Here is a 23,138-nt window from a genome sequence, read left to right as displayed (position 1 = left end):
CTCTCCTTTATCCCTCCTCGCGCGCCAGCGCGGGGAGGGTGGTCTCGGCCGTCAGGCCGAGGTCGGGTGGGGTCTTCGACGTGGGGCGCTGTCCGGCGGAGGATCCTACCCGGCCGGCTTCGCCGTCCCCCGTCTCCCGTCCCAGGGGAGGGATCGCCAGCGTCTCCAGCTGCGCCATCGCGCTGTTGCGGGTCGGCCGCCAGAAGCCTCGGCGCTCCGCCTCCAGGAAAGCGCGGGCCATGGCGGCGAGCGCCGCGGGGTTCGCGTCCGCGATGAAGCCGCGCACCGCCTCGTCGCCGAGATAGGCGCCGTAGAGGGCGTCGAACTGGTGCGAGCCGACGGCGTCGGTGGTGGCGGCGAAGCCTGAGAGGTTCGTCACGGTCGCGAGCATCTCGGCCGCGCCTTTGTGGCCGTGCTCGCGCATGGCGTCGATCCACTTCGGGTTCGTCGCCCGCGCCCGCACCACCAGCGCGATCTCCTCCTTCAGCGAGCGGACGACCGGCGTCTCGGTGCGGGATGTGTCGAGGTGGTAGATCGCAGGCGCTGCGCCCTTCAGCGTCTCCACCGCCGCGGACAGGCCGCCGGCGAACTCGTGGACGTCGTCGCTGTCGAGCAGGTCGAACTCGCGGGCGTCCTGCGTCTGCACCACGCCGTCGACCCCCAGCGCGATCGCGTTGAGCTCCGCCCGGGCCGCGGTTCCCTCGACGCCCTGGGCGTAGGCGAAGCCGCTCGATGTGAGATAGGCCTCGGCGAGGTCCGCGCGGGTCTCCCAGGCGCCGGCGTCGAGCAGCGGCGCGAGGCCCGTTCCATAGGCGCCGGGCGCCGCGCCGAACACGCTGTGGCCGGCCCGGCCGGCCTCGGTCTCGGCGCGCAGGCGGGCGCCGATCGGATTGGCCTCGTCGTCCTCGTCCAGCGCGCCGACGAGGCGCACGGCCTCGTCGATCAGGTCGATCTGGAACGGGAAAGCGTCGCGAAAGAAGCCGGAGATGCGGAACAGCACGTCCACGCGCGGGCGTTGAAGCTCGGCCAGGGGGAGAGGAACCAGCCCCACCACGCGCGACGAGCCCGCCTCCCACTGCGGCGCTACGCCCATCAGCGCAAGCGCCTGGGCGATGTCGTCGCCGCCGGTGCGCATGTTGGCGGTGCCCCAGGCGGAGATCGCAAGCCGCCGCGGCCACTCGCCATGGTCCTGGAAATGCCGGCGGCACAGCACGTCGGCCGCCGTCCGCCCCAGCCGCCACGCGGCTTCGGTCGGCGCCGAGCGCGGATCGAGCGCGAAGAAGTTGCGGCCCGTGGGGAGAGCGTCGAGCCGCGCGCGCGTCGGCGCGCCGGACGGCCCGGGCGCCACGAAACGCCCGTCGAGCGCGCGCAACAGGCCGTCGATCTCGGCCGCGCCGGAGACGTCCACCCGCGGGGCGACGACGGTCGCGAGTTCGCGAAGGACGGCGCGTGATCCCTCCCCTGGGACAGGGGAGGGTGGCCCGGCGAAGCCGGGTCGGGTGGGGTCGGCATCGGGATGGCCCTCTACGTCGCGGACCCCACCCGACGCCGCCTCCGGCGGCGCCACCCTCCCCACGCCTTCGGCGCGAGGAGGGATCCCCGCGCCCGTCTCCGCCAGCCGCAACGCCAGGCGCTCGAGCCGCTCCACCGTGTCGCCCGCGGTGCGCCAGGGCTCGTCGGACACTTCAGCCAGCGCCGCGGGCCGGGGGCCGGTCCAGGGCGCGGCGAAATCGGGTTTGAGCGGGTCGAAGCCGTCGAGCCCGAGATCGCCGGCGAGCGCCCGCGTCAGCGAGGCGTCCTCCGGCCGCGCACCGCGGGGGGAGCGCACCAGCGCCACCAGCAGCTCCGCGCGCTTCGCGCCTGTCGGCGAGCGGCCGAACACGTGCAGGCCGTTGCGGACCTGAAGCTCCTTCACCTCGCACAGGAAGGCGTCGAGCTTGGTCAGGGCGTCATCGGGGTCGTCGGCGATCGAGAAGCCGCAATCGCGGTCGAGCCCGAGGCTCGCCGCGCGGGTCAGGATCTCCCTGGCGAGGCTCGCCGCCCGGCGCGGGTCTAGCCCCTGCGCCTCGGCGTACTCGTCCACCAGCGTCTCGACCTCGCGCAGATCAGCGGTTCCCTCCGCGCGCGCCAGCGGCGGCGTGAGGTGGTCGACGATGACGGCCGCCGCCCGGCGCTTGGCGGCGGCGCCCTCGCCGGGGTCGTTGACGATGAAGGGGTAGACGTGGGGCAGGGGGCCGAGCGCGATCTCGGGGTAGCAGGTATCGCTCAGCGCCAGCGATTTTCCCGGAAGCCACTCCAGATTGCCGTGCTTGCCGACGTGAACGATGGCGTGAACGCCGAAGACCTCGCGCAGCCAGACATAGAACGCGAGATGGCCGTGCGGCGGCGGCAGGTCGGGATCGTGGTGTGCGGCCTTCGGATCGACGTCGAAGCCGCGCGAGGGCTGCACGCCGAGGACGAGGGCGCCATAGGTGCGAACCGCGAGACGGAAGCCGCCGGCTTGCGCGTCGAAGGTCGGGTCGCTCTCGGGCAGGCCCCAGCGGTCGAGCATCTTGCCCTGGGCCGCTGCGGGGAGGGCCTCAAGGAAGCGCGTGTAGGCGGCGAGGGAGAGGTGCGCGGCGGCGGCCGGCGCGATCGAGGTCGTCAGCGCCGCCGTCATCGCCTCCACAACCGCGGCGCCGGTCTCCGGCGCGCCGTCTGCAGCGTAGCCGGCGGAGCGCAGGGCGTCGAGCATCACGGCCGTGCTCTGGGGCGTGTCGAGGCCGACGCCGTTGGCGAGGCGCGCCGCGCCTGTGGGATAATTGGCGAGGATCAGCGCGACCCGGCGGTCAGCCCGCGGCGTGGTCCGCAGCCGCGCCCAGTTGGCAGCAAGGTCCGCCACGAAGGCCACGCGGTCCTCCGCGGCCTCGAAGGCGACGATCTCGGTCTCGGTCGCGGCGTCGACGCGGCCTGCGGTCTTGAAGGCGATGGCGCGGGTGAAGATTCGGCCGTCGATCTCCGGCAGCGCCACGCCCATGGCGAGGTCGCGCGCGCTCAAGCCTCGGGGGGAGGCCTCCCAGGTCGCGCGGTCCATGGCGGCGAGCGCGACCTGCAGCACGGGCGCGTCCGCCGAGTCGAGCGGCGTCGCGGCCCAGACCGCGCCGGGCTTCGACACCGCGAACACCGTCGTGTTCAGCACCACGGCGGGGCGGACCGCCGCGAAGGTCTCGCGCACGAAGGCGGCGGCCGCGGCCTCCTTCAGCGAGGAAACGAAGATCGGCAGGGGACCGAGGCCACGGCTGACGAGCGCCGCGATGAGCGCGTCGATCGCGGCGACGTCGCCTGCCTGGTACTGCGCGCGGTAGAACACGATCGGCGCCGCAGGCGCGCCGTCGGCCCACCGCGCGACTATGGCGTCTAGGTCCGGCGCGGCCAGGCCCGGCCAATAGAGGCCCGCGGCGGGCGTCGCGATCGCCTCGGCGCCGACATGCGCTCCGTCGACCCAGGCGCGGCAGGCGTCGAGCGCTGTCGCGAGGTTCGCCGGACCGCCCTCCACCAGCAGCCGCCACAGCCGGTCGGCTTCGTCCGCGGGCACGGTGGAGCGCGCCACGAGGTCGGGGTCGGCGTTGTGGCAACCCGGCATGACGGCGAGCTTGACGCCATGGCGCCGCGCCATGCGGACCGCCTCCTCGACCCCGTAGGGCCAGTAGGCGGCGCCGCCGAGCAGCCGCAGCACGAGCAGCTTGGAGCGCGCGACCGTCTTCTCGAGGAAGAGGTCGACCGACATGTTGTGGCGCAGCTTCTGCAGGCTCGCGAGCCGCAGCGACGGCGCGCCCGCCCCGAACGCAGCATGCGCGCGGGCGAGGCCTGCGATCTCCGTGTCGGCCGCGGAGACGATCACGACGTCGGCCGGCGTCAGGTCGAGATCGACCGCCTCCGTCCCGTCGCCGATCGGCTGTCCCTGGGCCTTCAGAAGGTGCATGCGCTTTGATGTCCTTGGTGCAAAGCACCGGTCGGGCAGGGTCTGGAACGGTAGACGCTCGTCATGCCCCGGTTTATCCGGGGCATCCAGGCCCGACGATTGCAAACCGTCGCCGGAGGGGTCCGAAGCCGACGGTGGATCCCCCGGACAAGCCGGGGGATGACGCCAGAGCCTTTCCGCGGAGAGGCTGTCTTAGTTCACCCCGCGAGCGCCTGCGCGATCGCGGCCTGGTCCACGCCCTTCTCGCCGATCACCACGAGCCGGCCCCGCCGCGCCTCGCCGGGCTTCCAGGCGCGGTCGAAATAGGTGTCGACCCTTGTTCCGACCGCCTGCACCACGAGCCGCGCGGTCTTGCCAGCCACCGGCACGAAGCCCTTGAGCCGCAGCACCTCGTGCGCCTCGAGCACGCGGCGCACCCGCGCCTCGAGCTCGCCCGCGTCCGCGGCCTCCGGCGTCTCGGCGATGAAGCTCTCGAAGTCGTCGTGGTCGTGCTGCACCTCGCCCTCGAGCTCATGGGTCGTGGGGCGGGCGTCGATCTTGTCCTCGACGCCCGACGCGAGGCCCAGCAGCACGTCGGCCTGCAGGTCGCCGTTGGCGGCGGACACCACCCGCACGCCGGCGCTGGAATGCGTCAGCACGTTGGTCTTCACGGCTTCGATCTCGGCCTCCGACAGGCGGTCGGCCTTGTGCACGATGATGAGGTCGGCCGAACGCACCTGGTCCTGGAACAGCTCCTCGATCGGGTCTTCGTGGTCGACGTTGGGGTCGGCGGCGCGCTGGGCCGCCACAGCCTCCTCGTCATGCGCGAAGCGGCCGTCGCGCACGGCGGGGCCGTCGACTACGGTCACCACGCCGTCCACCGTCACGCGGGTCGCGATCTCCGGCCAGCGGAAGGCGCGCACCAGCGGCTGGGGCAGGGCGAGGCCGGAGGTCTCGATCACGATGTGGTCCGGCGCCGGGTTGCGGGCGAGGATCTTCTCCATGGTCGGGATGAAGTCGTCGGCGACGGTGCAGCAGATGCAGCCGTTCGCGAGCTCGACGATGTCCTCCTCGCGGCAGGCCTCGCTTTCGCAGGCGCGCAGCACGTCGCCGTCGATCCCGACGTCGCCGAACTCGTTGACGATCAGCGCGATCTTCCGGCCCCCGGCGTTCTGCAGCAGGTGGCGGATCAGCGTGGTCTTGCCCGCGCCGAGGAAGCCGGTGACGACGGTGGCGGGGATCTTGTGGGATGCGGTCATGAGGTCGGCTCCTTCGGGAGCTTGAGATCGAGGGGGAGGCCCGCCGCCACCAGCGTCACGCGGTCCGCGATCGCGGCCACGCGCTGGTTCAGCCGGCCCTGATGGTCGCGGAACGCGCGGGCCAGCGCGTTCTCGGGGACGATGCCGTAGCCGACCTCGTTGGAGACCAGGACGACGGGACCTTGCGCGGCGCCGATCGCCGCGAGCAGGCCGTCGACTTCGCGCTCCACGTCGAGATCCGCCAGCATCACGTTGGTCAGCCACAGCGTCAGGCAGTCGACCAGCAGCGCCGTCTCGGGCGCTGATTCGGCGGCGACGACGCCCGCGAGCGCCAGCGGCGCCTCGACCGTGCGCCAGCCCTCGCCGGCGCGGTCGGCGCGGTGACGGGCGATCCGCTCCCGCATCTCGTCGTCGAAGGCCTGCGCGGTCGCGACATAGACGAGGTCGAGCCCGGTCGCCGTCGCGAGACCCTCGGCGAAGCGGCTCTTTCCGGAGCGCGCGCCGCCGAGGACGAGGGTGACGGTCCCGCGGCGCGCGGGGGTGGGCATCGGCCCGTCAGGCTGCCGCGAAGCGCCCGCGCAGGGCGCCGGCGAGGACGCCGATCGCCGCCCAGAACACGAAGCCGGTGACGGTCACCGCCACCACGAAGTCGTGCTCCAGGTCGCGCGGGATGGCCGGCGCCTCGGTCGCCTGCGGTGCGCCGATCACGTGCGGCGCAGCGATCAGCACGATCGCGCCGAGCGCAGCTAGGGCCGAGCGGCCGTAGGCGAGCAGGGCGAGGCCGGCCGCGGTCGCGACGGCTGTGCCGATCCACCAGACCTGGCGGTCCATCAGCGGCGCTCCTTCGACGCCGGGCGCCTCCGGCGGCAGGCCGATCGAGGGCGCGAGCGTGAACACGGCGAAGCCGGCGAGGCCCCAGAACAGGCCCTCGCGCCACGAGGTCAGGCCGCCCTTGAGCTCGCTCGCGGCCACCAGCAGAAGCGCGAAGCCGACGCCGCTGACGACGTTGGCGGCGAGCGTCCAGAGGAAGCGCTCGGCCCCGTCGGCGGGCGCCCATTCGTCGCCGCCGCCGTGCTCGTGGGCCTCCGCCGCCGCCACGTCCGCGGCGGAGGCCGCGAGGTGGTCATGGGCGCCCGAGGGTTCATGGTCGTGGGGCTTCGGCGCCGAGGCCTCGGAGCGGGCCTGCTCGAAGACTTCCGCCTTCACGATCAGCGGCTGGGTGCCGAACTGCTGGACCACGGTCAGGACGACGCCCGCGCCGAAGCCCACCAGCGCCGCGAGAAGGACGATGGTGCGAAAAAGGGTCATCTCGGTCATTCCCTCAGTGGCAGGGGAAGCCGATGGAATGCCTGTGGTCGTGCGCCGCGTTGTGGGCGGCGGCCATCTGGGCGAAGCCGGTCCCGCCGATCACGAACACGCCGAGCAGGAAGGCGCAGACGATCGGCAGCGCGCGGGCCGCGGAGAGGGCGCCGGCGCGGGTCGGGGAGCGGGTCAGGTCGGTCATCACAGGCCTCATGTGCCCTCCCACCGAGGGCGTTGGCGGTTGCTCGCGGTTCCGGCAGGTGTCCTGGCTCGCGGGTCGCGGCGGTCGCGCCGGCCTTCCCAGGTCGAAACCCAGTGGCCCTGGTCCTTGGCGCGCCGCTCGCCGCTCACAGTTGCGGGGGCAGCTCCGGATTCGAAGCGCCGAGGCGCGTCCCACCGGATTCCCTCAGAGGTCCCGAAGGACGCCGAAGCGAATGTCTGAGCCGTAGCAGACGGCGGGGGGCGGGACAACGGGAAGCGCAGCCGCCGTTCGTAGGATGCGCAGTACGGGCGTGCGTGCTTCGAGACGGCGCATTCCGCGCCTCCTCAGCATGAGGGGCCCTGAGAGGCCGGAAACCTCGTCATGCTGAGGAGGCCGCCGGAGGCGGGCGTCTCGAAGCACGCACGCCCTGTCAGCCGAACTTCCGGTCGTAGCGAAGGGCCGCGTCGAGCAGGACCTGGGCGCCGGCGGCGCATTGCTCCAGCGTGGAGCTTTCGGCCTCGTTGTGGCTGATCCCGTCCTTGCACGGCACGAAGATCATCGCGGTCGGCGCAACGCGGGCGATATAGGCGGCGTCGTGTCCGGCGCCGGACACCATGCGCCGGGAGCCCTGGCCGAAGGCCTCGGCCGCGGCCTCGACTGCCGCCACGCACGCGGCGTCGAAGATCGTCGCGGGCTGGTCCCAGATGCGCACCGGCGCGCCGTCGAGGCCGAGGTCCGACGTGATTTCCGCGACCGCCTCGATGAGGTCGGCCTCCATGGCGGCGACCTTGGCGTCGTCCGGCGAGCGGAAGTCGACGGTGAGGAAGACTTCGCCGGGCGAGACGTTGCGGGAGTTCGGCTTGACCTCCATCAGGCCGACGGTGCCGACGCAGTCCGGCCGCGCCCGGCCGATGCGATCGACCGCCGCCACCACCCGCGAGGCGCCCACCAGCGCGTCGCGGCGCAGCCGCATCGGCGTCGCGCCGGAATGGGCGTCCTGGCCGATGAGCGTGATCTCGTACCACCGGATGCCCTGCACGGCCTCGACCACGCCCACCATCTTGTCCTCGTCCTGGAGGATCGGCCCCTGCTCGATGTGGAGCTCGAAGAAGGCGGAGAACGCGCGCTCCCCGCAGGGCTCGTCGCCACGGTAGCCGATGCGGTCGAGTTCGGCCCCGAAGGTCGCGCCTTCGCGGTCGGTCTGATTGAGCGCGGTCTCCTTCGCGATCGCGCCTGCGAACACGCCGGAGGCGAGCATGGCGGGGGCGAAGCGCGAGCCCTCCTCGTTGGTCCAGTTGACCAGCTCCAGCGGCGCATTGGTCTCGTAGCCGGCGTCGTGGAGGGTGCGGAGGACCTCGAGGCCGGCCAGAACGCCGAGCACGCCGTCGAACTTGCCGCCGGTCGGCTGAGTGTCGAGATGCGAGCCGAAGGCGATCGGCGCGAGGTCGTCGCGGCGCCCCGGGCGGCGGGCGAACATGTTGCCCATGTCGTCCACCGTCACCGCGCAGCCGAGCGCCTCGCAGGCCGCGCGGAACCAGTTGCGCACCTGGCGGTCTTCGTCGGACAGGGTCAACCGCCGCACGCCGCCCTTTGGCGTCCCGCCGAAGGCGGCCGTCTCGTGGATCGCGTCCCAGAGCCGCCGGCCGTCGACGGCGAGGTTGTGGGTGGTGGGCGTCGCCATGGGTTGCGCCTCCGGAGGATCAGTAGCCGAGCAGGGCGGCGACGATGCCGACCGGCGAGGGCGACAGCCCCCGGCCGACCGCGATCGCCTCCCAGACGAAGAGGACGAGCGCCGCCGCGCCGAAGGCGACGCCGAGGCGGCGGAACCCCTCGCCCGTGCGGGTGGCGGAGGCGGAGCGGGCGAGCATGACGGTCGCGGCGCCAAGCGCGGCGGCCACGAGCACGACGACGATGGCGTAGCGCAGGTTCGCCGCGCCGCGGATCTGCGGGCTGTGGCCGAGGCCGACCACCGAGAGCGCGATCAGGCTGATGAAGCCGAGGCCCCAGCCGAAGAAGGCGGCGCGGCTCAGCGGACGGTCGTCGGAGGGGCGGGGGGCGGGGGCGCCGTTGGGAAGCGTCATCTCAGTCGAGCGTGCGCAGCACGTCGGCGAGCGTGCCGACCAGTTCGTCGATCTGCGCTTCCGAGATGATCAGCGGCGGCGACATCGCGATGATGTCGCCGGTGGTGCGGATCATGATCCCCTTCTCGTAGGCCTTCAGGAAGGCGGAGAAGGCGCGCTTGGTCGGCTGGCCGGGGATGGGCTCGAGCTCCACCGCGCCGACGAGGCCGATGTTGCGGATGTCGATGACGTGCGGCAGGCCCTTCAGCGAATGCAGCGCGTCGGCGAAGCGCGCGCCGGTCTCGCTCGCGCGGGTCAGCAGCCCCTCCTCGGCGTAGGTGTCGAGCGTCGCGAGACCCGCCGCGCAGGCGAGCGGGTGCGCCGAGTAGGTGTAGCCGTGGAACAGCTCGATCACGTGCTCCGGGCCGTTCATGAACGCTTCGTAGATCGCCGAGGACACGAACACCGCGCCCATCGGCACCACGCCGTTGGTGATGCCCTTGGCCGTCACCATGATGTCCGGCGTCACGCCGAACCAGTCGGCGGCGAAGGGCGCGCCGAGGCGGCCGAAGCCGGTGATGACCTCGTCGAAGATCAGCAGCAGGCCGTGCTTGTCGCAGAGCGCGCGCAGCCGCTCGAGATAGCCCTTGGGCGGCAGCACAACGCCGGTCGAGCCCGCGACCGGCTCGACGATGACGGCGGCGATGGTGGAGGCGTCGTGCAGCGCCACAAGGCGCTCGAGGTCGTCGGCGAGCTCGGCGCCGTGCTCCGGAATCCCGCGGGAGTAGGCGTTGCGCTCGCGGTCGTAGGTGTGGCGCAGGTGGTCTGTTCCGGGGAGGCCGGGACCGAAGGCCTTGCGGTTCGTGACGATGCCGCCGACCGAGATGCCGCCGAAGCCGACGCCGTGATAGCCGCGCTCGCGGCCGATCAGCCGGAAGCGGCCGCCTTCGCCCCGCACCTTCTGGTAGGCGAGGGCGATCTTCAGCGCGGTGTCGACCGACTCCGAGCCGGAGTTGGTGAAGAACACATGGTCGAGGCCCTTCGGGGCGAGCGCGGTGAGGCGGCTCGCAAACTCGAAGGCCTTGGGGTGACCCATCTGGAAGGCGGGGGCGTAGTCGAGCTCCGCCACCTGCCGCTGCACCGCCTCGACGATCTTCGGCCGGGCGTGGCCGGCGTTGACGCACCAGAGCCCGGCGGTGCCGTCGAGAACCTGCCGGCCGTCCGAGGTGGTGTAATGCATGTCCTTGGCGCCCACGAGCAGACGCGGCGCGTCCTTGAACTGCCGGTTCGCCGTGAACGGCATCCAGAAGGCGTCGAGATTGTTGGTCGCCGCGGGGGCGAATGCGGCGGCGGAACTCGGGGACATGACGGCTGATCCGGTCTCGAAGACAAGCGAGGGCGGCGGCAGGGTGGGCCGCCCGCGCCCGCCGGGTCAAGGCGCGGGACGGCATGGCTCCCGCGCCGGAGCCGGCAGGCGCGGTTCCCGTTCGCGTGATCGGCCGCACGGCGGCCGGAAAGTCTGCGTATGAGACGGGACCCGTGTCGATGGCGCCGCCGCCCGCGCTGGATTATGGTTCGTTGTCAGGAGATCGCATGCGCACGTCGTTCATCGCCCTTGCTGCGCTCGCCGCAATTGGAGCCGGCGCCTACGGCGGACTGAACGATCTGCTGCCCTCGCCCGTCCAAGGCGCTTTCGACAAGGTCGCGGCCGCTGCGGGGCGTTCCGGCTCCAGCGCCGTGGCGAAGCCGGTTCAAGCCGAGGCGACCGGCGTCGCCGTCGAGGCGGTCGCCGCCAAGCCCGAGACGGTTTCCGCCCGCTTCGCCGCCGTCGGCTCGCTGGTCTCGGAGGAATCGGTGCAGCTCGCCGCCGAGCAGCCGGGCCGGCTGGTGTCGATCAACTTCACGGACGGCGACCGGGTGGCGGCGAACGCGCCGGTCCTCAAATTCGACGACACGCTGCTGATGGCGGAGCTGCAGGACCTCGAAGCGCGGCTGGCGCTCGCAGAGGCCAACTACAAGCGCGCCCAGTCGCTCTCGAAATCGGGCTACGCCACCGACACCGCCCGCGACCAGGCGATCGCCGACCGCGCGATCGCCAAGGCGGCGGTGGAGCTCGTGAAGGTGCGGCTCGGCAAGACCGAGATTCGCGCGCCGTTCGAAGGCGTCGTCGGCTTCCGCCTCGCCTCGATCGGGGCCTATGTCCCGGCCGGCCAGCCAATCGTCAATCTCGAGAGCATCGACACCCTGAAGGTCGATTTCCGCGTGCCGGAGACCCGCCTCGCCGACGTGAAGATCGGCCTCGGCGTCTCGGTGTCGGTCGACGCCTATCCCGGCCGGACCTTCGAGGGGAAGATCTACGCAATCGATCCGCTGGTCGACGTCAACGGTCGCGCGTTGAAGGTCCGCGCCCGCCTCGACAACGGGGAGCGTCTGCTGCGGCCCGGCCTGTTCGCCCGCATCGACGTGACGGCGGACGAGACCCAATCCGTCGTGGTGATCCCTGAGAGCGCGCTGGTGCCGCGCGGCTCCGAAAACATCGTCTACCGGGTGCGTGACGGCAAGGCGGTCGAGACGCCCGTGAGGCTCGGCGAGCGCCGCGTGGGCGAGGTCGAGATCGTGGACGGCGTCGCGAGCGACGAGATGGTGGTCGTGGCCGGCCAGCAGCGCCTGAGGGACGGCTCAGCGGTGCGGGTCGTCGATCCCGCCCGGCAGGCCGCCGCGGCGCCCGTCAAAGCCGCCCGCTAAGGCGGGGCGCGACGCCATGAAGATCGCCGAAACCTGCATCCGCCGCCCCGTCTTCGCGACGGTGCTGAGCCTCGTCATCCTGCTGGTCGGTTTCGTGTCCTACCAGCGTCTGGCGGTGCGTGAGTATCCCAACGTCGATGAGCCGACGGTTTCGGTCACGACCGCCTATCCCGGCGCCGCCGCGCGGATCATCGAGAGCCAGGTCACCCAGGTGCTGGAGGACTCGATCTCCGGCATCGAGGGCATCGACGTCATCGAGAGCCAGAGCCGGCAGGAGTCCAGCCGCATCACCGTGCGGTTCAACCTGAACGTGAACCCGGACGTGGCGGCGAGCGACGTGCGCGACCGGGTGGCGCGGGTGCGGCAGAACCTGCCGGACGAGATCGACGAGCCGGTCATCGCCAAGGTGGAGGCCGACGCCCAGCCGGTGATGTACCTTGCGTTCCGCTCCGACCGGATGAACCAGCTGGAGCTGACCGACTACGTCAACCGCTATGTGCTCGACCGCTTCAAGATCCTGCCCGGCGTCGCCGACATCCAGATCTTCGGCGAGCGCAAATACGCGATGCGGATTTATGTCGACCGCAATCGCCTCGCGGCCTACGCGCTGACCGTCCAGGACGTCGAGACCGCGCTCTCCCAGCAGAACGTCGAGATCCCGTCCGGCCGGATCGAGAGCGCGGACCGGGAGTTCTCGGTGCTGTCGCGCACCGGGCTCCAGACCCCCGAGGAATTCGGGAACATCGTCGTCAAGGTCGCGGACGGCGCCCAGGTGCGCATGCGCGACGTCGCGAAGGTGGAACTCGGCGCGGCCGACGAGCGCAAGCAGTCGCGCTACGATTCCGGGCCCGCGGTCGCAGTCGGCGTCATCAAGCAGGCGACCGCCAATCCGCTCGAGGTGTCGCAAGGCGTCCGCAAGGCGCTTCCCGAGATCCAGCAGACGCTGCCGGAGGGCGTCACCGTTCTGCTGAACTACGACCAGGCGGTCTTCATCGACAAGTCGATCGAGGCGGTGTGGCACACGATCGCCGAAGCGATCGTGCTCGTGGTGCTGGTGATCTTCTTCTTCCTGCGCACCGTGCGGGCCTCGCTGATCCCGGTGGTGACGATCCCGGTCTCGCTGGTCGCGACCTTCGCGATGATGCTCGTCTTCGGCTTCACCGTGAACACGCTGACGCTGCTCGCGCTGGTGCTCGCGATCGGTCTCGTGGTCGACGACGCCATCGTGGTTCTGGAAAATATCTACCGCCACGTCGAAGAGGGCATGAAGCCGGTCGACGCCGCCATCAAGGGCTCGCGCGAGATCGGCTTCGCCGTCATCGCGATGACGGTGACGCTCGCCGCGGTCTACGCGCCCGTGGCGTTCTCGCCGGGCCGCACGGGGCGGCTCTTCACCGAGTTCGCGCTGACGCTCGCCGGCGCCGTCATCGTCTCAGGGTTCGTCGCGCTGACGCTGACGCCGATGATGTGCTCGCGCATGCTGAAGCACGACCCGAACCCCGGCCGCGTCTTCATGGCGATGGAGCGCGGATTCCGGGCGACCGAGCGCGGCTACAAGCGCCTGGTGGGCGCCGCGCTGAAGGCGCGCGTGCTCGTCGTGCTGCTGGCGCTCGGCGTCGCGGGCGGGGCGGGCGTGCTGTTCACGAGCCTCACTTCGGAGCTCTCCCCGGTCGAGGACCGCGGCATCCTGCAGATCCGCGGCCAGGCGCCGGAAGGCTCCACCATCGCCTACAGCACCCGCTACACCGAGCAGTTGGAGGCGATCCTGCGCGACACCCCGGAGGTCGACGGCTATCTCACCATCGTCGGCCATCCTCTGATCGCCAACGTGCTCGGCCGCGCGCCGCTGAAGGACTGGAGCGAGCGCGACCGCTCGCAGCAGGAGATCATGGCGGAGCTGTCGAAGAAGCTGCGCGACATTCCCGGCCTCGCGCTGTTCACCACCAACCCGCCGGCGCTGGGCCAGCGCGGCGGCTCCCGCCCGGTGCAGTTCGTGCTTCAGACCTCCGGCCCTTACGAGGAGCTGGACAAGATCGCCAAGGCCTTCGTCGCGAAGATCTCCGAAAATCCCAACCTAACCAACATCGAGAGCGATCTCGAGCTGAACGCGCCGGAGCTCAGGGTCGAGCTCGACCGCGCCAAGATCGCCGATCTCGGACTGGACGTCGCGATGGTGGGCCGAACGCTCGAGACCATGCTGGGCTCGCGGCAGGTCACCCGCTTCGAGCGCGACGGCGAGCAGTACGACGTCATCGTCCAGCTCGCGAACGCCGACCGCGCGACGCCGGAGACGCTGTCGACGATCTACGTCCGCACGCCGGACCGGGGCGGGCAGGGGACGCGGATGATCCAGCTCTCGAACCTGGTCAAGGTGGCGGATTCCGTCGCCCCCCGCGAACTCCGCCGTTTCAACCAGCTGCGCTCCGCGACCATCGAGATGAACCTCGCCGACGGCTACGCCATGGGCGAGGCGCTGGCCTATCTCGAGAGGATCGCGACCGAAACGCTGCCTGAGACCGTGCAGACCGACGTCAACGGCCAGAGCCGCGAGTACGTCGCCTCCAACCAGAGCCTCGGGCTGATCTTCGGGTTGGCGATCCTGTTCATCTACCTCGTGCTTGCGGCGCAGTTCGAGAGCTTCGTCGACCCCTTCATCATCCTGCTGACCGTGCCGCTGTCCATGACCGGCGCGCTCGGCGCGCTGTGGCTGACGGGCGGGTCGCTCAACGTCTACTCGCAGATCGGCCTCGTGACGCTGATCGGCCTGATCACCAAGCACGGCATCCTGATCGTGGAGTTCGCGAACCAGCTGCAGGAGCAGGGCAAGGACCGCCGAGAGGCGGTGGTGGAGGCGGCGGCGCTGCGCCTCAGGCCTATTCTGATGACGACGGGGGCGATGGTGCTGGGCGCCGTGCCGCTGGCGCTCGCCACCGGCGCGGGCGCCGAGAGCCGCGCTCAGATCGGCTGGGTGATCGTGGGCGGCATGACCTTCGGCACGCTGCTCACGCTGTTCGTGGTGCCGGCCGTCTACAGCTTCCTCGGCCGAAAGGCCCACGCTCCCGAGGCCGGGGGCGCGCCGGCGCTTCCCGCCGCGGCCCCCGCCGAGTAGGGCGCCGCGCTTGCGGCCATGGGCGGGGAGGGCTACAGGCTCGGCCCGAAACCTCGCCCGTCGGGGACTTTGGCCCGCCGAAGAGCTTGAAGGACAGCATGTCCGTCACCGCGCCGCAGACCGATCCCGATCGGATCAGCGATCTCTCGCGCAGCGAGACTCGAATCGACGAACCGTTCCGCGCCCGCGTCGGACGTCTGAAGCGCTTCGGCCGGGAATTCCTGCTCCCGCACGCCCGCGATCTCCTCGTCGCGGTGGCCGCGATGGGCGTATTCGCCGGCACGGTCGTGGCTTTGCCGTGGCTGTTCAAGTCGCTCGTGAACGACATCCTGGTGCGCCGCGACGCGGGCGCGCTCTACGAGATCGTCGGCGTCGTGCTCGTGCTGTTCGGACTGCGCGCAGGCGCCGGCTATCTGCAGCAATACATGCTGTCGCGGGTCTCCAACCACGTGACGACCTCGCTGCAGAACCGGATCTCGAACCACCTCCTCGGCCTCGACCTCGCGTTCTTCCAGAAGAACAGCGTCGGCCAGATCATCGCCCGCGCCACCGACGACGTGAACGTGCTCAACAACACGTCCACCAACATCGTCGTCACGCTCGGGCGCGACCTGGTCACCTTCCTGGGCCTGGTGATCTACGTGCTGTGGGCGAGCCCGCAGTGGTTCCTGCTGGCGCTCGCCGGCGGCCCGCTGATCGCCGTGCCGGCCATCATCGCCAACCGCAAGCTGCGCGCCCTGATGCGGCACGGGCAGCAGCTCGGCGGCGAGATCCTGCAAGCCTTCGAAGAGGCGCTCCACGGCATCCGCGGCATCAAGGCCGAGAACCACGAGGACGTGGAGCGGAAGCGCCTGCGCGACGTGATCGTCGGCCGGCGCAAGATCGGGCTCAAGGTGGCGCGCACCCGCGCGGCGCTGTCGCCGATCGTCGACGTCGTCACCGCCCTCGCCCTCGTCGGCGTGTTACTGGTGGGCGGCTCCCAGGTCATCGACGGGACCAGCGACGCCGGCGAACTGATGGCCTTCGTGAGCGCGCTGATGCTGCTCTACGAACCGCTGCGCCGCCTGCTTCAGGTCAACGCCCAGCTCCAGATCTGCGGCGTCTCGATCGCCCGGATCTACGAGATCCTCGACCGGCGGGCCCGCGTCGTCGATGCGGCCGGCGCCGTCGCCCTCGCCGATCCCTCCGGGGCGATCGCCTTCGAAGGCGTGACCTTCGCCTACGATCCAACGGCGAAGCCGGTGCTCGACGGCCTTTCGGTGACGATTCCCGCCGGCGCGTCCATCGCCTTCGTCGGCCCTTCCGGTTCGGGCAAGACGACGGTGCTCAATCTTGTCGCGCGCCTCTACGAGCCCTCGGGCGGCCGCGTCACGATCGGGGGACAAGACATCGCGGGCGTCACGCTCGCCTCGCTTCGCGAGTCGATCGCGCTCGTGAGCCAGGACGTGCTGCTGTTCGACGCCAGCGTGCGGGCGAACATCGCCTATGGACTCGCCCACGCGACCGACGCGGAAGTCGAGGCGGCGGCGCGCGCGGCCATGGCGCACGAGTTCATCGAGCGGTTGGACGGCGGCTACGGATTTCGCGTCGGGCCGCGCGGAACCCGCCTCTCCGGCGGACAGCGCCAGCGCGTGGCGATCGCCCGCGCCCTGCTTAGGAACGCGCCGATCCTGTTGCTGGACGAGGCGACATCGGCTCTCGACGGCGCGATCGAGGCTCAGGTTCAGGCCAACATCTTCGCGGCCCGAAAGAACCGAACCACGCTGATCATCGCCCACCGGCTCGCCACCGTCGTCGCCGCCGACCTCATCTGCGTCGTCCGCGACGGCCGCGTGATCGAGCAGGGCGACCACCGGACGCTCCTCGGGGGCGGCGGCGAGTACGCTGAGTCGCACCGTCTTCAACGCGGCTGAATCGCGGCGGCCCGCGCCCCAAAGCGGGCTTGCAGGCACGAACGAATCCCGCTCGGCGGCGGCGAAAAACGGCGTTCAAGGTCCGCCGCATCCCAGTTTCGTGTTCTTCCAGCCACAGCTTAAGTCAAAGGTCTGGCGGGGAAGCGTCACAATCGTGATCGCGCTTGCATGCCACCGGCCCGTGAATATGGTCGGAATGCGACGTCGGGGGGGCGCCCCGGCCGCATTTACGGATCGTCCGCAGCGGGCGATCGCTTCCGGGGCGACCGGCGAAGAGGCCAAACGGTTTCGACGCTTACGGGCCTTCCAGATCTGGGGTTGGAGGAACGACATGAAACTGGTCAAGAGCCTGGTGCTTGGCTCTGCCGCCGCCTTCGTCGGCGTGACGGGCGCTTCGGCGGCCGATCTGCCGCTCGCTGAGCCGGTCGAATACGTGAAGGTCTGCGACGCCTACGGCGCCGGCTTCTTCTACATTCCGGGCACGGAAACCTGCCTGAACATCGGCGGCTACGTCCGCGCCGAATACTCGGTCGGCGAAGTCTCCAAAAACAGGTTCACGGGCGCTCGTCCGAGCAACGCAAGCGGCTTCCGCGCTCGCGCCCGCTTCTGGTTCGACGCCCGCACCGAGACCGAGTACGGCACCGTCCGCACCTACATCCGCGCGCAGTTCCAGCGCGACTCGGGCGGCGTGAACAACGTCTCCACCACCGCGACCGGTTCGGACGACTCGATCTTCGACAAGGCCTTCGTGCAGTTCGCGGGCTTCACCGCGGGTCTCACGGACTCCTTCTGGGACTTCAAGCCGTACCCGACCTTCACGAACCCGTTCGTGTCGGACCGCACGCTGGCCCTTATCGGCTACACCTTCGACTTCGGCGGCGGCTTCTCGGCGAGCGCGGCGATCGAAGACGGCACGGCCCGTCGTTCGAACGGCGGCACGGTCTACCAGGAGCAGACCTACCCCGACTTCGTCGGCAACATCCGCCTTCAGCAGGGCTGGGGCGAGGCTCAGCTGTCCGGCTTCGCGCATCAGATCAACTCGTCTGAAGTCAACGACAGCGAGTGGGGCTACGGCGGCATGATCGGCGCCAAGGTCAATCTGCCGTTCCTCGCGAAGGGCGATTACCTCTGGGGTTCGGCGGCCTACACCGAAGGCGCTCTGTCCTACATCGGTCTCGGCAGCTCGGGCGACTCCGGCTTCTCCAGCGGCGCGACCCAGAACATCGTCGGCGGCAACTCTGCGCCGGACTTCGTCATCAATGGCGGCGACATCGACAAGACCAAGGCCTACGCGTTCAACCTCGGCATCCTGCACTACTGGTCGCCCAAGTGGCGCTCGGCCCTGCAGGGCACCTACGCTGACGTGAACGTCAAGACTGAGCGCGCGGACTTCACCGCTTACGCGGTCACCGGCAACCTGATCTGGACGCCGGTCAAGAAGCTCGACATTGGCGCCGAGCTGAACTACGTGAAGGTCAAGGATAAGGCCTCCAACTACACGCTGCGCGATGACGACGCCTTCATCGGCCGTCTCCGCGTGCAGCGCGACTTCTGATCCAACCGGATCTCAAGTGCGCTACGACGACCCCGCTTCGGCGGGGTCGTTTCGTTTGTGGGGTCGCCTGGGCCTGGGTCGAAGCGCAGCTATCTTTCGCCTCGCTCCGCTACGGCCCGTCGCGCCCCAGACCGCGCGTGCGCCAGCCTCGATGTTCGACGCGCCGCGACGCGCTCTGGCTCTGCTCCGGCGCTGCGTCGGCCAGGTCCGCGAAGACGGCGTCAAGCACCGGACATGCCCCTCTGTCTAAATTATTGATAAGTAGTATTATTCTAGGTTTCGTCGGCGTCGCGACTTTCGCATGATGCGATGGCGCAACGCGTTATAACATAACAATCAAATGCTCTCGTTTTCGTGTGCCGCGCGCTTGAGATCGGCCGCATCGTCGCGGACAACGATCGTCCGGCGGGGCTTTGATCCGCGCCGCGACAGCAGGACGGGAGATCGGGACATGGGGAAGACCGGGGGCGGTTGGACGCCTGCGCGCGCGGGGACGCGGGCCGGGGGACGGACTTCGGCGGCGGCGGCGTGCGGCGCCCTGCTGGCGCTCGCAGCGTCCGGCGTCTCGGCGCGGGCCGCGGATGCGACGGCGACCGAGGCGGCGTCGAGCTTCTGGGGCGACCTGTTCGAGCGCGAGAAGCTGACCGGGGACTGGGGCGGCGCGCGCACCAAGCTCGAAGACGCCGGCGTCACGCTCGAAGCGAACTACACCATCGACTATTCGCGCAACCTGTCCGGCGGCGTGTCCAAGGGCGAGGGCTACAGCAGCCTGTTTCAGATCAGCGTCGATCTCGATCTGGAGAAGCTCGCCGGCTGGCAGGGCGGGGCGTTCCACGCGGGCGGTTACGTCATCCGCGGCCCGGGCCTCACCGGGCATGAGGTCGGCAATCTGCTGACCATGTCGAACATCGAGTACGACCGCGCCGAGCGGCTCGCGGAGGTCTACTTCAAGCAGAGTCTGCTCGACGACCGGCTCGAGGTGAAGATCGGCCAGCTCGCCGCCGACGGGGATTTCGCCACCAGCGACACCGCCGGCCTGTTCGTGAACTCGACCTTCGGCTGGCCGGGTCTGAACGGCGTCGACCTCGCCGGCGGCGGACCGGCCTATCCGGTTCCGACGCCCGGCGTCCATGTCGCCTACAAGATCGACGACGCCTTCTCGGTGCAGGGCGGCGTCTACAACGGCGACCCGCTCGGCGGTCATGACGAAAACGAGCACGGCCTGAACTTCCCGGTGAAGGACGGCGTGTTCATGATCGGCGAGCTCGCCTACGCCTACGCCCCGGCGGACGGCTCGGGCGGGCTTCCCGGCGTCTACAAGATCGGCGGCTGGTACACCTCGGCGAATTTCGACGACCTGCGCCGCGCCTCGAACGGCCTGTCGCTCGCCGATCCGGCCGCCGACGGGCCGCGCCGGCGCGACGGCAACTACGCGCTCTACGGCGTCGTCGACCAGACCGTCTGGCAGTCGGGCGATCTGAAGAATCCGCAGCCGAGCAGCATCTCGGTCTTCGTCCGCGCGGTGATCGCCCCGGAGTCGGACCGCAGCCTGATCGACCGCTATTTCGACGCCGGCGTGAACTTCAAGGGCTTCGTGCCGAGCCGGCCGGACGACCTGTTCGGCGTGGCGGTGGGCTACGCCCATGTCAGCAACCACGTCCGGAAGCTCGACCGCGACGCCATCGCGCTTGGCGAGGCGACCCCGAAGCACTCCTCCGAGATCGCCATCGAGGCGTCGTATCAGGCGGCGATCGCGCCGTGGCTCAAGGTCCAGCCCTTCGTCCAGTACATCGTCCGGCCGGGCGGCGGCGATCCGGACTCCGACCGCCCCGCGAAGCGCCTGAAGAACGCCACGCTGATCGGTTTCCGGACCTCGGTGGATTTCTGACCCGATCCGAAATCCGACATCGAAGGGCCGCGGCGATCTCCGCCGCGGCCCTTTTGCGTAATAAGGAAGATATTCAGCCGGCTAGAGACAATTTGGCTGAGGTCTCGCTCGATGCGAGAAACGCTGTTATGGCCGACAGCGTCGCAGGGTCTCCGAGCTGCGGGGCGTGGCCTTGGCCGGGCACGTCGAGGACCACGAGATCCGGCCTCCGCGCCTTCATCGCCCGCAGGGTCTCCGCGCTCAGGATGTCGGAAGTCTCGCCGCGGATCGCCATCAGCGGCACGCCCGCCAGGCCGTCGAACAGCGGCCATAGGGTCGGCAGCGGCTTTTCGAGATCGAGCGATTCGAGCGACCGGGTCAGCGCCGGATCGGCCAGCGGAACGAGGCCGCCGCCGGATGTCTCGCGCCATGTCCGCCGCGCCATGCGACGAAACCCGTCGGGCCCGAGCGCGGGGAAGCGCGCGCCGAACAGGTCGACCACAGCCGTCTCCGCTTCGTCCCAGGTCCTGGGCGCAGTCGCCGCGGCGAGGTAGCGGCGGATGCGGAGCAGGCCTTGCAGTTCGATCACGGGTCCGACGTCGTTGAGGATGACCGCGCGGCCGAAGCCGGGGCGCAGGGCGCCAAGCGCCATGGCCTGCAGCCCGCCGCGGGAGGTTCCGATCAGCGCGGCGTGGGCGAGGCCGAGCGCGTCGGCGACGGCGAGCACGTCGCCCGCCTCGACGCGCACGTCGTAGCGCGCCGGGATTGGGTCGCGGTCGGAAAGGCCGCGTCCGCGCGCGGAGATCGCGACCACACGACGGTCTCCGCCGACGGGTGACACGAGGTGTTCGGCCAGTTCGGTAAAGTCCTCGAGGCCGCGCGCGAGACCTGGCAGGCACACGACGGGCAGGCCGCGCGGCTCCAGAGGCGACCATATCCGCACATGCAGCCGCAGGCCGTGCGTCGTCGCGATCCGTCGATCGACGACCTCGATCGTCATCGCGGGACGTTCGTCACTGCGTTCCGCCCGCCGCCATGTCGCGCTCGATCAGAAGCGCGGTGCGGCCGTTGAGGCGGGTGCGATAGACCTGCGTGTTCTCCATCACCCGCTGCACGTAGTTGCGGGTCTCGGTGAAGGGGATGCGCTCCACCCAGTCCACCGCGTCGACGTCGGCCTTGCGGGGGTCGCCGTAGCGCTGGACCCACTCCATCACGCGGCTCGCGCCGGCGTTGTAGGCGGCGAACACCATGACGTAGGAGCCGCGGAAGTCGCGGTTCAGCTCGCCGAGATGGGCGGCGCCGATCTGGGCGTTGAAGGCGGCGTCGGTCGTCAGCCGCCGCGCGTCGAAGGGCAGGCCGGCGTTCTTCGCCGTCTTCGCGGCGGTGGAGGGCAGCAGTTGAAGCAGGCCGCGGGCGTTGGCGTGGCTGACGGCCTTGGGGTTGAACGAACTCTCCTGCCGGGCGATCGCGTGGACCACCGGCGGCTCTATCGAGGGGCCGACCGGGCGGAAGCTCGGCACGCCGCCCGTGGGGTAGGCGAGGGCGTCCATGGGATAGCCGTTGTTGATGCCGGCTTTCCCGACCACCAGCGTGGTGCGCGGGTCCTTGTAGCGCTGGGTCATCTCGCCGAGCAGCGTCAGCTCGCCGGGGCTGCGGAGATCCGCGGCGAGGCCGGCGGCCATTGGCAACGCAAGCTCCGGCTCGCCCGCACGGTAGAGCAGGTCGATCGCGCGCACGGCGACGCGCGAGCCGAAGGTGGCGCGGTCGGTCGAGGTCGGGCTCGGCAGACCGCGGATCGGCAGGTTCTGCAAGCCGATCCGGGCGCGCGCGATCTGGCCGTAGTAGCTGGTGACGTGGCGGGCGGCCTTCTCATAGGCGGCGCGGGCGCCGCCCTGGTCGCCGGCGGCCTCGAGCGCCCGTCCCTGCCAATAGAGGGCGCGCGACAGCGTTCCGGGGATCGTCGCCTCCGCCTGCACGCGGGCGAAGTGGCGGTAGGCCGTCTTGGGGTCGCCCAGCGCGCGGAGCGCGATGAAGCCGGCGAGCATGTTGGTCTCGACGCGTTCGCTGTCGCTGGAGGCTTCCGCGCGGCGGATGACGTCGTAGGCGGCGCGCGCGTCGCCGACGTCGAGGAGGTCGCGCGCCACGACGCGGCGCTCCACCGACCAGGCGTCGGGATCGACGAGAGCGGCGGCGCTGGCGGGCGCCTTGGCGAGCGCCGCCGCCGCCTCGCGCGGGCGGTCCGCGCGGCGGTTGAACTTGGCGACGGCGAAGAGATAGCCGGGGTCGGAGCGCCCCGCGCTCGGCACGGCCGCGAGCGCCGCCGCGGCGTCGGGCCGCTTGCGGATGACGGCCGCGCGGGCCTTGGCGACGGCGGCGTAGGCGCCGCCGACGCGGGCCGCGGCGCGCAGACCCGCATCCACGTTGTCGTTCAGGAATTGCTGCTCGGCGCGGGCGCGGTGGTCGGACACGCTGAAGAACGAGCCGAAGGTCGACAGCGCCTGACCTTCGAGCGCGCCGTCGAGATCATCGCGACGCCAGGCCTCGCGGGCGAGCGCCGCCCCGGCGTCGCGCTGGCCGGCGGCGACGAGCGCGCGGGCGAGCGCGAGGCGGCCCTCGGGGCGCTGCGGTTTGCCGTTGGCGGCGAAGAAGCCGCGCACCGTCGGCGCGGCGACGTTTTCGAGCCAGAGCGCCTCTTCCGCCCGGCGGCGCACCATGGTCGCCTGCGGCCAGTCGCGGTGGGCGCGCAGGAAAGCTTCGATGCGGGGGTAGCCGATCTGGCGGGACGAGAACCGGATCGACAGCCAGTCCAGCAGCGCGATCGCCCCGGGGTCTCTCAACGAGCCGCGAACGCTCATGGCCCCGCCAAGGTCGCCTTTCTGGAACGCGGCGATCGCGGACTTGATGGCGGCGACGTCGCCCGCCTGCACGGTCGCGGTCGGGGCGGAGCGGCTGGCGGAGGGGATGGCGCCGGTGGTCGGCGGATCGTAGGCGACCAGGAACTCGCCCTGGATTTGTCCGGTGGAGGCTGCGGCCTCGTCCCCGCTGCCGACTTCGGCGAGCGCGGGCAGGGCGGCGAACAGGCTGACGGCGGCTGCGCCGCGAAGGAGGGCTCTCAACGCAAACATGGCTCTCGACTTCGGGTGTTCCGCAGGCGGCGGTCGCCGGCGGTCAGGTCTAACTCGCTTC

15 protein-coding genes and 1 riboswitch are annotated in these 23,138 nt (G+C 70.7%); of the genes, 5 read left to right on the top strand and 10 right to left on the bottom strand.

Annotated elements, in window-relative coordinates; all coding sequences use genetic code 11:
• Positions 1 to 7: 7 nt before the first annotated feature.
• The 8 genes from cobN to aptA form a co-directional block, all read right to left on the bottom strand.
• Entirely contained in the window at positions 8 to 3,961 is a 3,954-nt protein-coding gene (gene cobN, locus JOD31_RS02090) for a cobaltochelatase subunit CobN (RefSeq protein WP_204948655.1), read from the bottom strand.
• Positions 3,962 to 4,158: 197 nt separating this feature from the next.
• The gene (cobW, locus tag JOD31_RS02085; RefSeq protein ID WP_204948654.1) at positions 4,159 to 5,199 is read right to left on the bottom strand and encodes a cobalamin biosynthesis protein CobW; all 1,041 of its coding nucleotides are present in this window, start codon (positions 5,197 to 5,199) and stop codon (positions 4,159 to 4,161) included.
• The gene (cobU, locus tag JOD31_RS02080; RefSeq protein WP_204948653.1) at positions 5,196 to 5,747 is read right to left on the bottom strand and encodes a bifunctional adenosylcobinamide kinase/adenosylcobinamide-phosphate guanylyltransferase; all 552 of its coding nucleotides are present in this window, start codon (positions 5,745 to 5,747) and stop codon (positions 5,196 to 5,198) included. The genes cobW and cobU overlap by 4 nt, the downstream gene beginning before the upstream one ends.
• Positions 5,748 to 5,754: 7 nt before the next feature.
• Entirely contained in the window at positions 5,755 to 6,507 is a 753-nt protein-coding gene (locus tag JOD31_RS02075) for a CbtA family protein (RefSeq protein WP_204948652.1), read from the bottom strand.
• Between the two features lie 13 nt (positions 6,508 to 6,520).
• The gene (locus JOD31_RS02070) at positions 6,521 to 6,703 is read right to left on the bottom strand and encodes a CbtB domain-containing protein (protein WP_204948651.1); all 183 of its coding nucleotides are present in this window, start codon (positions 6,701 to 6,703) and stop codon (positions 6,521 to 6,523) included.
• A gap of 36 nt (positions 6,704 to 6,739) precedes the next feature.
• A riboswitch (cobalamin riboswitch) is annotated at positions 6,740 to 6,943 on the bottom strand.
• Positions 6,944 to 7,133: 190 nt separating this feature from the next.
• The gene (locus JOD31_RS02065; RefSeq protein WP_204948650.1) at positions 7,134 to 8,384 is read right to left on the bottom strand and encodes a Zn-dependent hydrolase; all 1,251 of its coding nucleotides are present in this window, start codon (positions 8,382 to 8,384) and stop codon (positions 7,134 to 7,136) included.
• A 19-nt stretch (positions 8,385 to 8,403) separates the two neighbouring features.
• Entirely contained in the window at positions 8,404 to 8,784 is a 381-nt protein-coding gene (locus JOD31_RS02060) for a hypothetical protein (RefSeq protein ID WP_204948649.1), read from the bottom strand.
• Position 8,785: 1 nt separating this feature from the next.
• A complete protein-coding gene (gene aptA / locus JOD31_RS02055) occupies positions 8,786 to 10,129 on the bottom strand; it encodes an omega-aminotransferase AptA (RefSeq protein WP_204948648.1) in 1,344 nt (447 codons plus the stop codon).
• A 227-nt stretch (positions 10,130 to 10,356) separates the two neighbouring features.
• Between aptA and JOD31_RS02050 the strand changes: the two genes are divergently transcribed.
• From JOD31_RS02050 to JOD31_RS02030, 5 genes are all read left to right on the top strand, one after another.
• A complete protein-coding gene (locus JOD31_RS02050; protein ID WP_204948647.1) occupies positions 10,357 to 11,508 on the top strand; it encodes an efflux RND transporter periplasmic adaptor subunit in 1,152 nt (383 codons plus the stop codon).
• A 16-nt stretch (positions 11,509 to 11,524) separates the two neighbouring features.
• Positions 11,525 to 14,617, top strand: coding sequence for an efflux RND transporter permease subunit (locus JOD31_RS02045; protein WP_204948646.1), 3,093 nt, complete (start codon positions 11,525 to 11,527; stop codon positions 14,615 to 14,617).
• A gap of 98 nt (positions 14,618 to 14,715) precedes the next feature.
• Positions 14,716 to 16,530 (top strand): ABC transporter ATP-binding protein, encoded by a 1,815-nt coding sequence (locus JOD31_RS02040; RefSeq protein ID WP_204948645.1) that lies wholly within the window; start codon positions 14,716 to 14,718, stop codon positions 16,528 to 16,530.
• 331 nt (positions 16,531 to 16,861) lie between these two features.
• Positions 16,862 to 18,085 (top strand): porin, encoded by a 1,224-nt coding sequence (locus tag JOD31_RS02035; RefSeq protein WP_204948644.1) that lies wholly within the window; start codon positions 16,862 to 16,864, stop codon positions 18,083 to 18,085.
• 451 nt (positions 18,086 to 18,536) lie between these two features.
• Positions 18,537 to 19,973, top strand: coding sequence for a carbohydrate porin (locus JOD31_RS02030; protein ID WP_204948643.1), 1,437 nt, complete (start codon positions 18,537 to 18,539; stop codon positions 19,971 to 19,973).
• Positions 19,974 to 20,046: 73 nt separating this feature from the next.
• Here the strand turns inward: JOD31_RS02030 and JOD31_RS02025 are convergent, their stop codons facing one another.
• Both JOD31_RS02025 and JOD31_RS02020 read right to left on the bottom strand, forming a co-directional pair.
• A complete protein-coding gene (locus tag JOD31_RS02025) occupies positions 20,047 to 20,952 on the bottom strand; it encodes an alpha/beta fold hydrolase (RefSeq protein WP_204948642.1) in 906 nt (301 codons plus the stop codon).
• 13 nt (positions 20,953 to 20,965) lie between these two features.
• Positions 20,966 to 23,077, bottom strand: a complete 2,112-nt coding sequence (locus JOD31_RS02020) for a lytic transglycosylase domain-containing protein (RefSeq protein WP_204948641.1) — start codon at positions 23,075 to 23,077, stop codon at positions 20,966 to 20,968.
• Positions 23,078 to 23,138 lie beyond the last annotated feature (61 nt).

The organism is Methylopila capsulata (assembly GCF_016907975.1).
Lineage (GTDB): Bacteria > Pseudomonadota > Alphaproteobacteria > Rhizobiales > Methylopilaceae > Methylopila > Methylopila capsulata.
The sequence above is the reverse complement of the archived record's forward strand: the minus strand, read 5'-3'. Positions and strand labels throughout refer to the sequence as shown.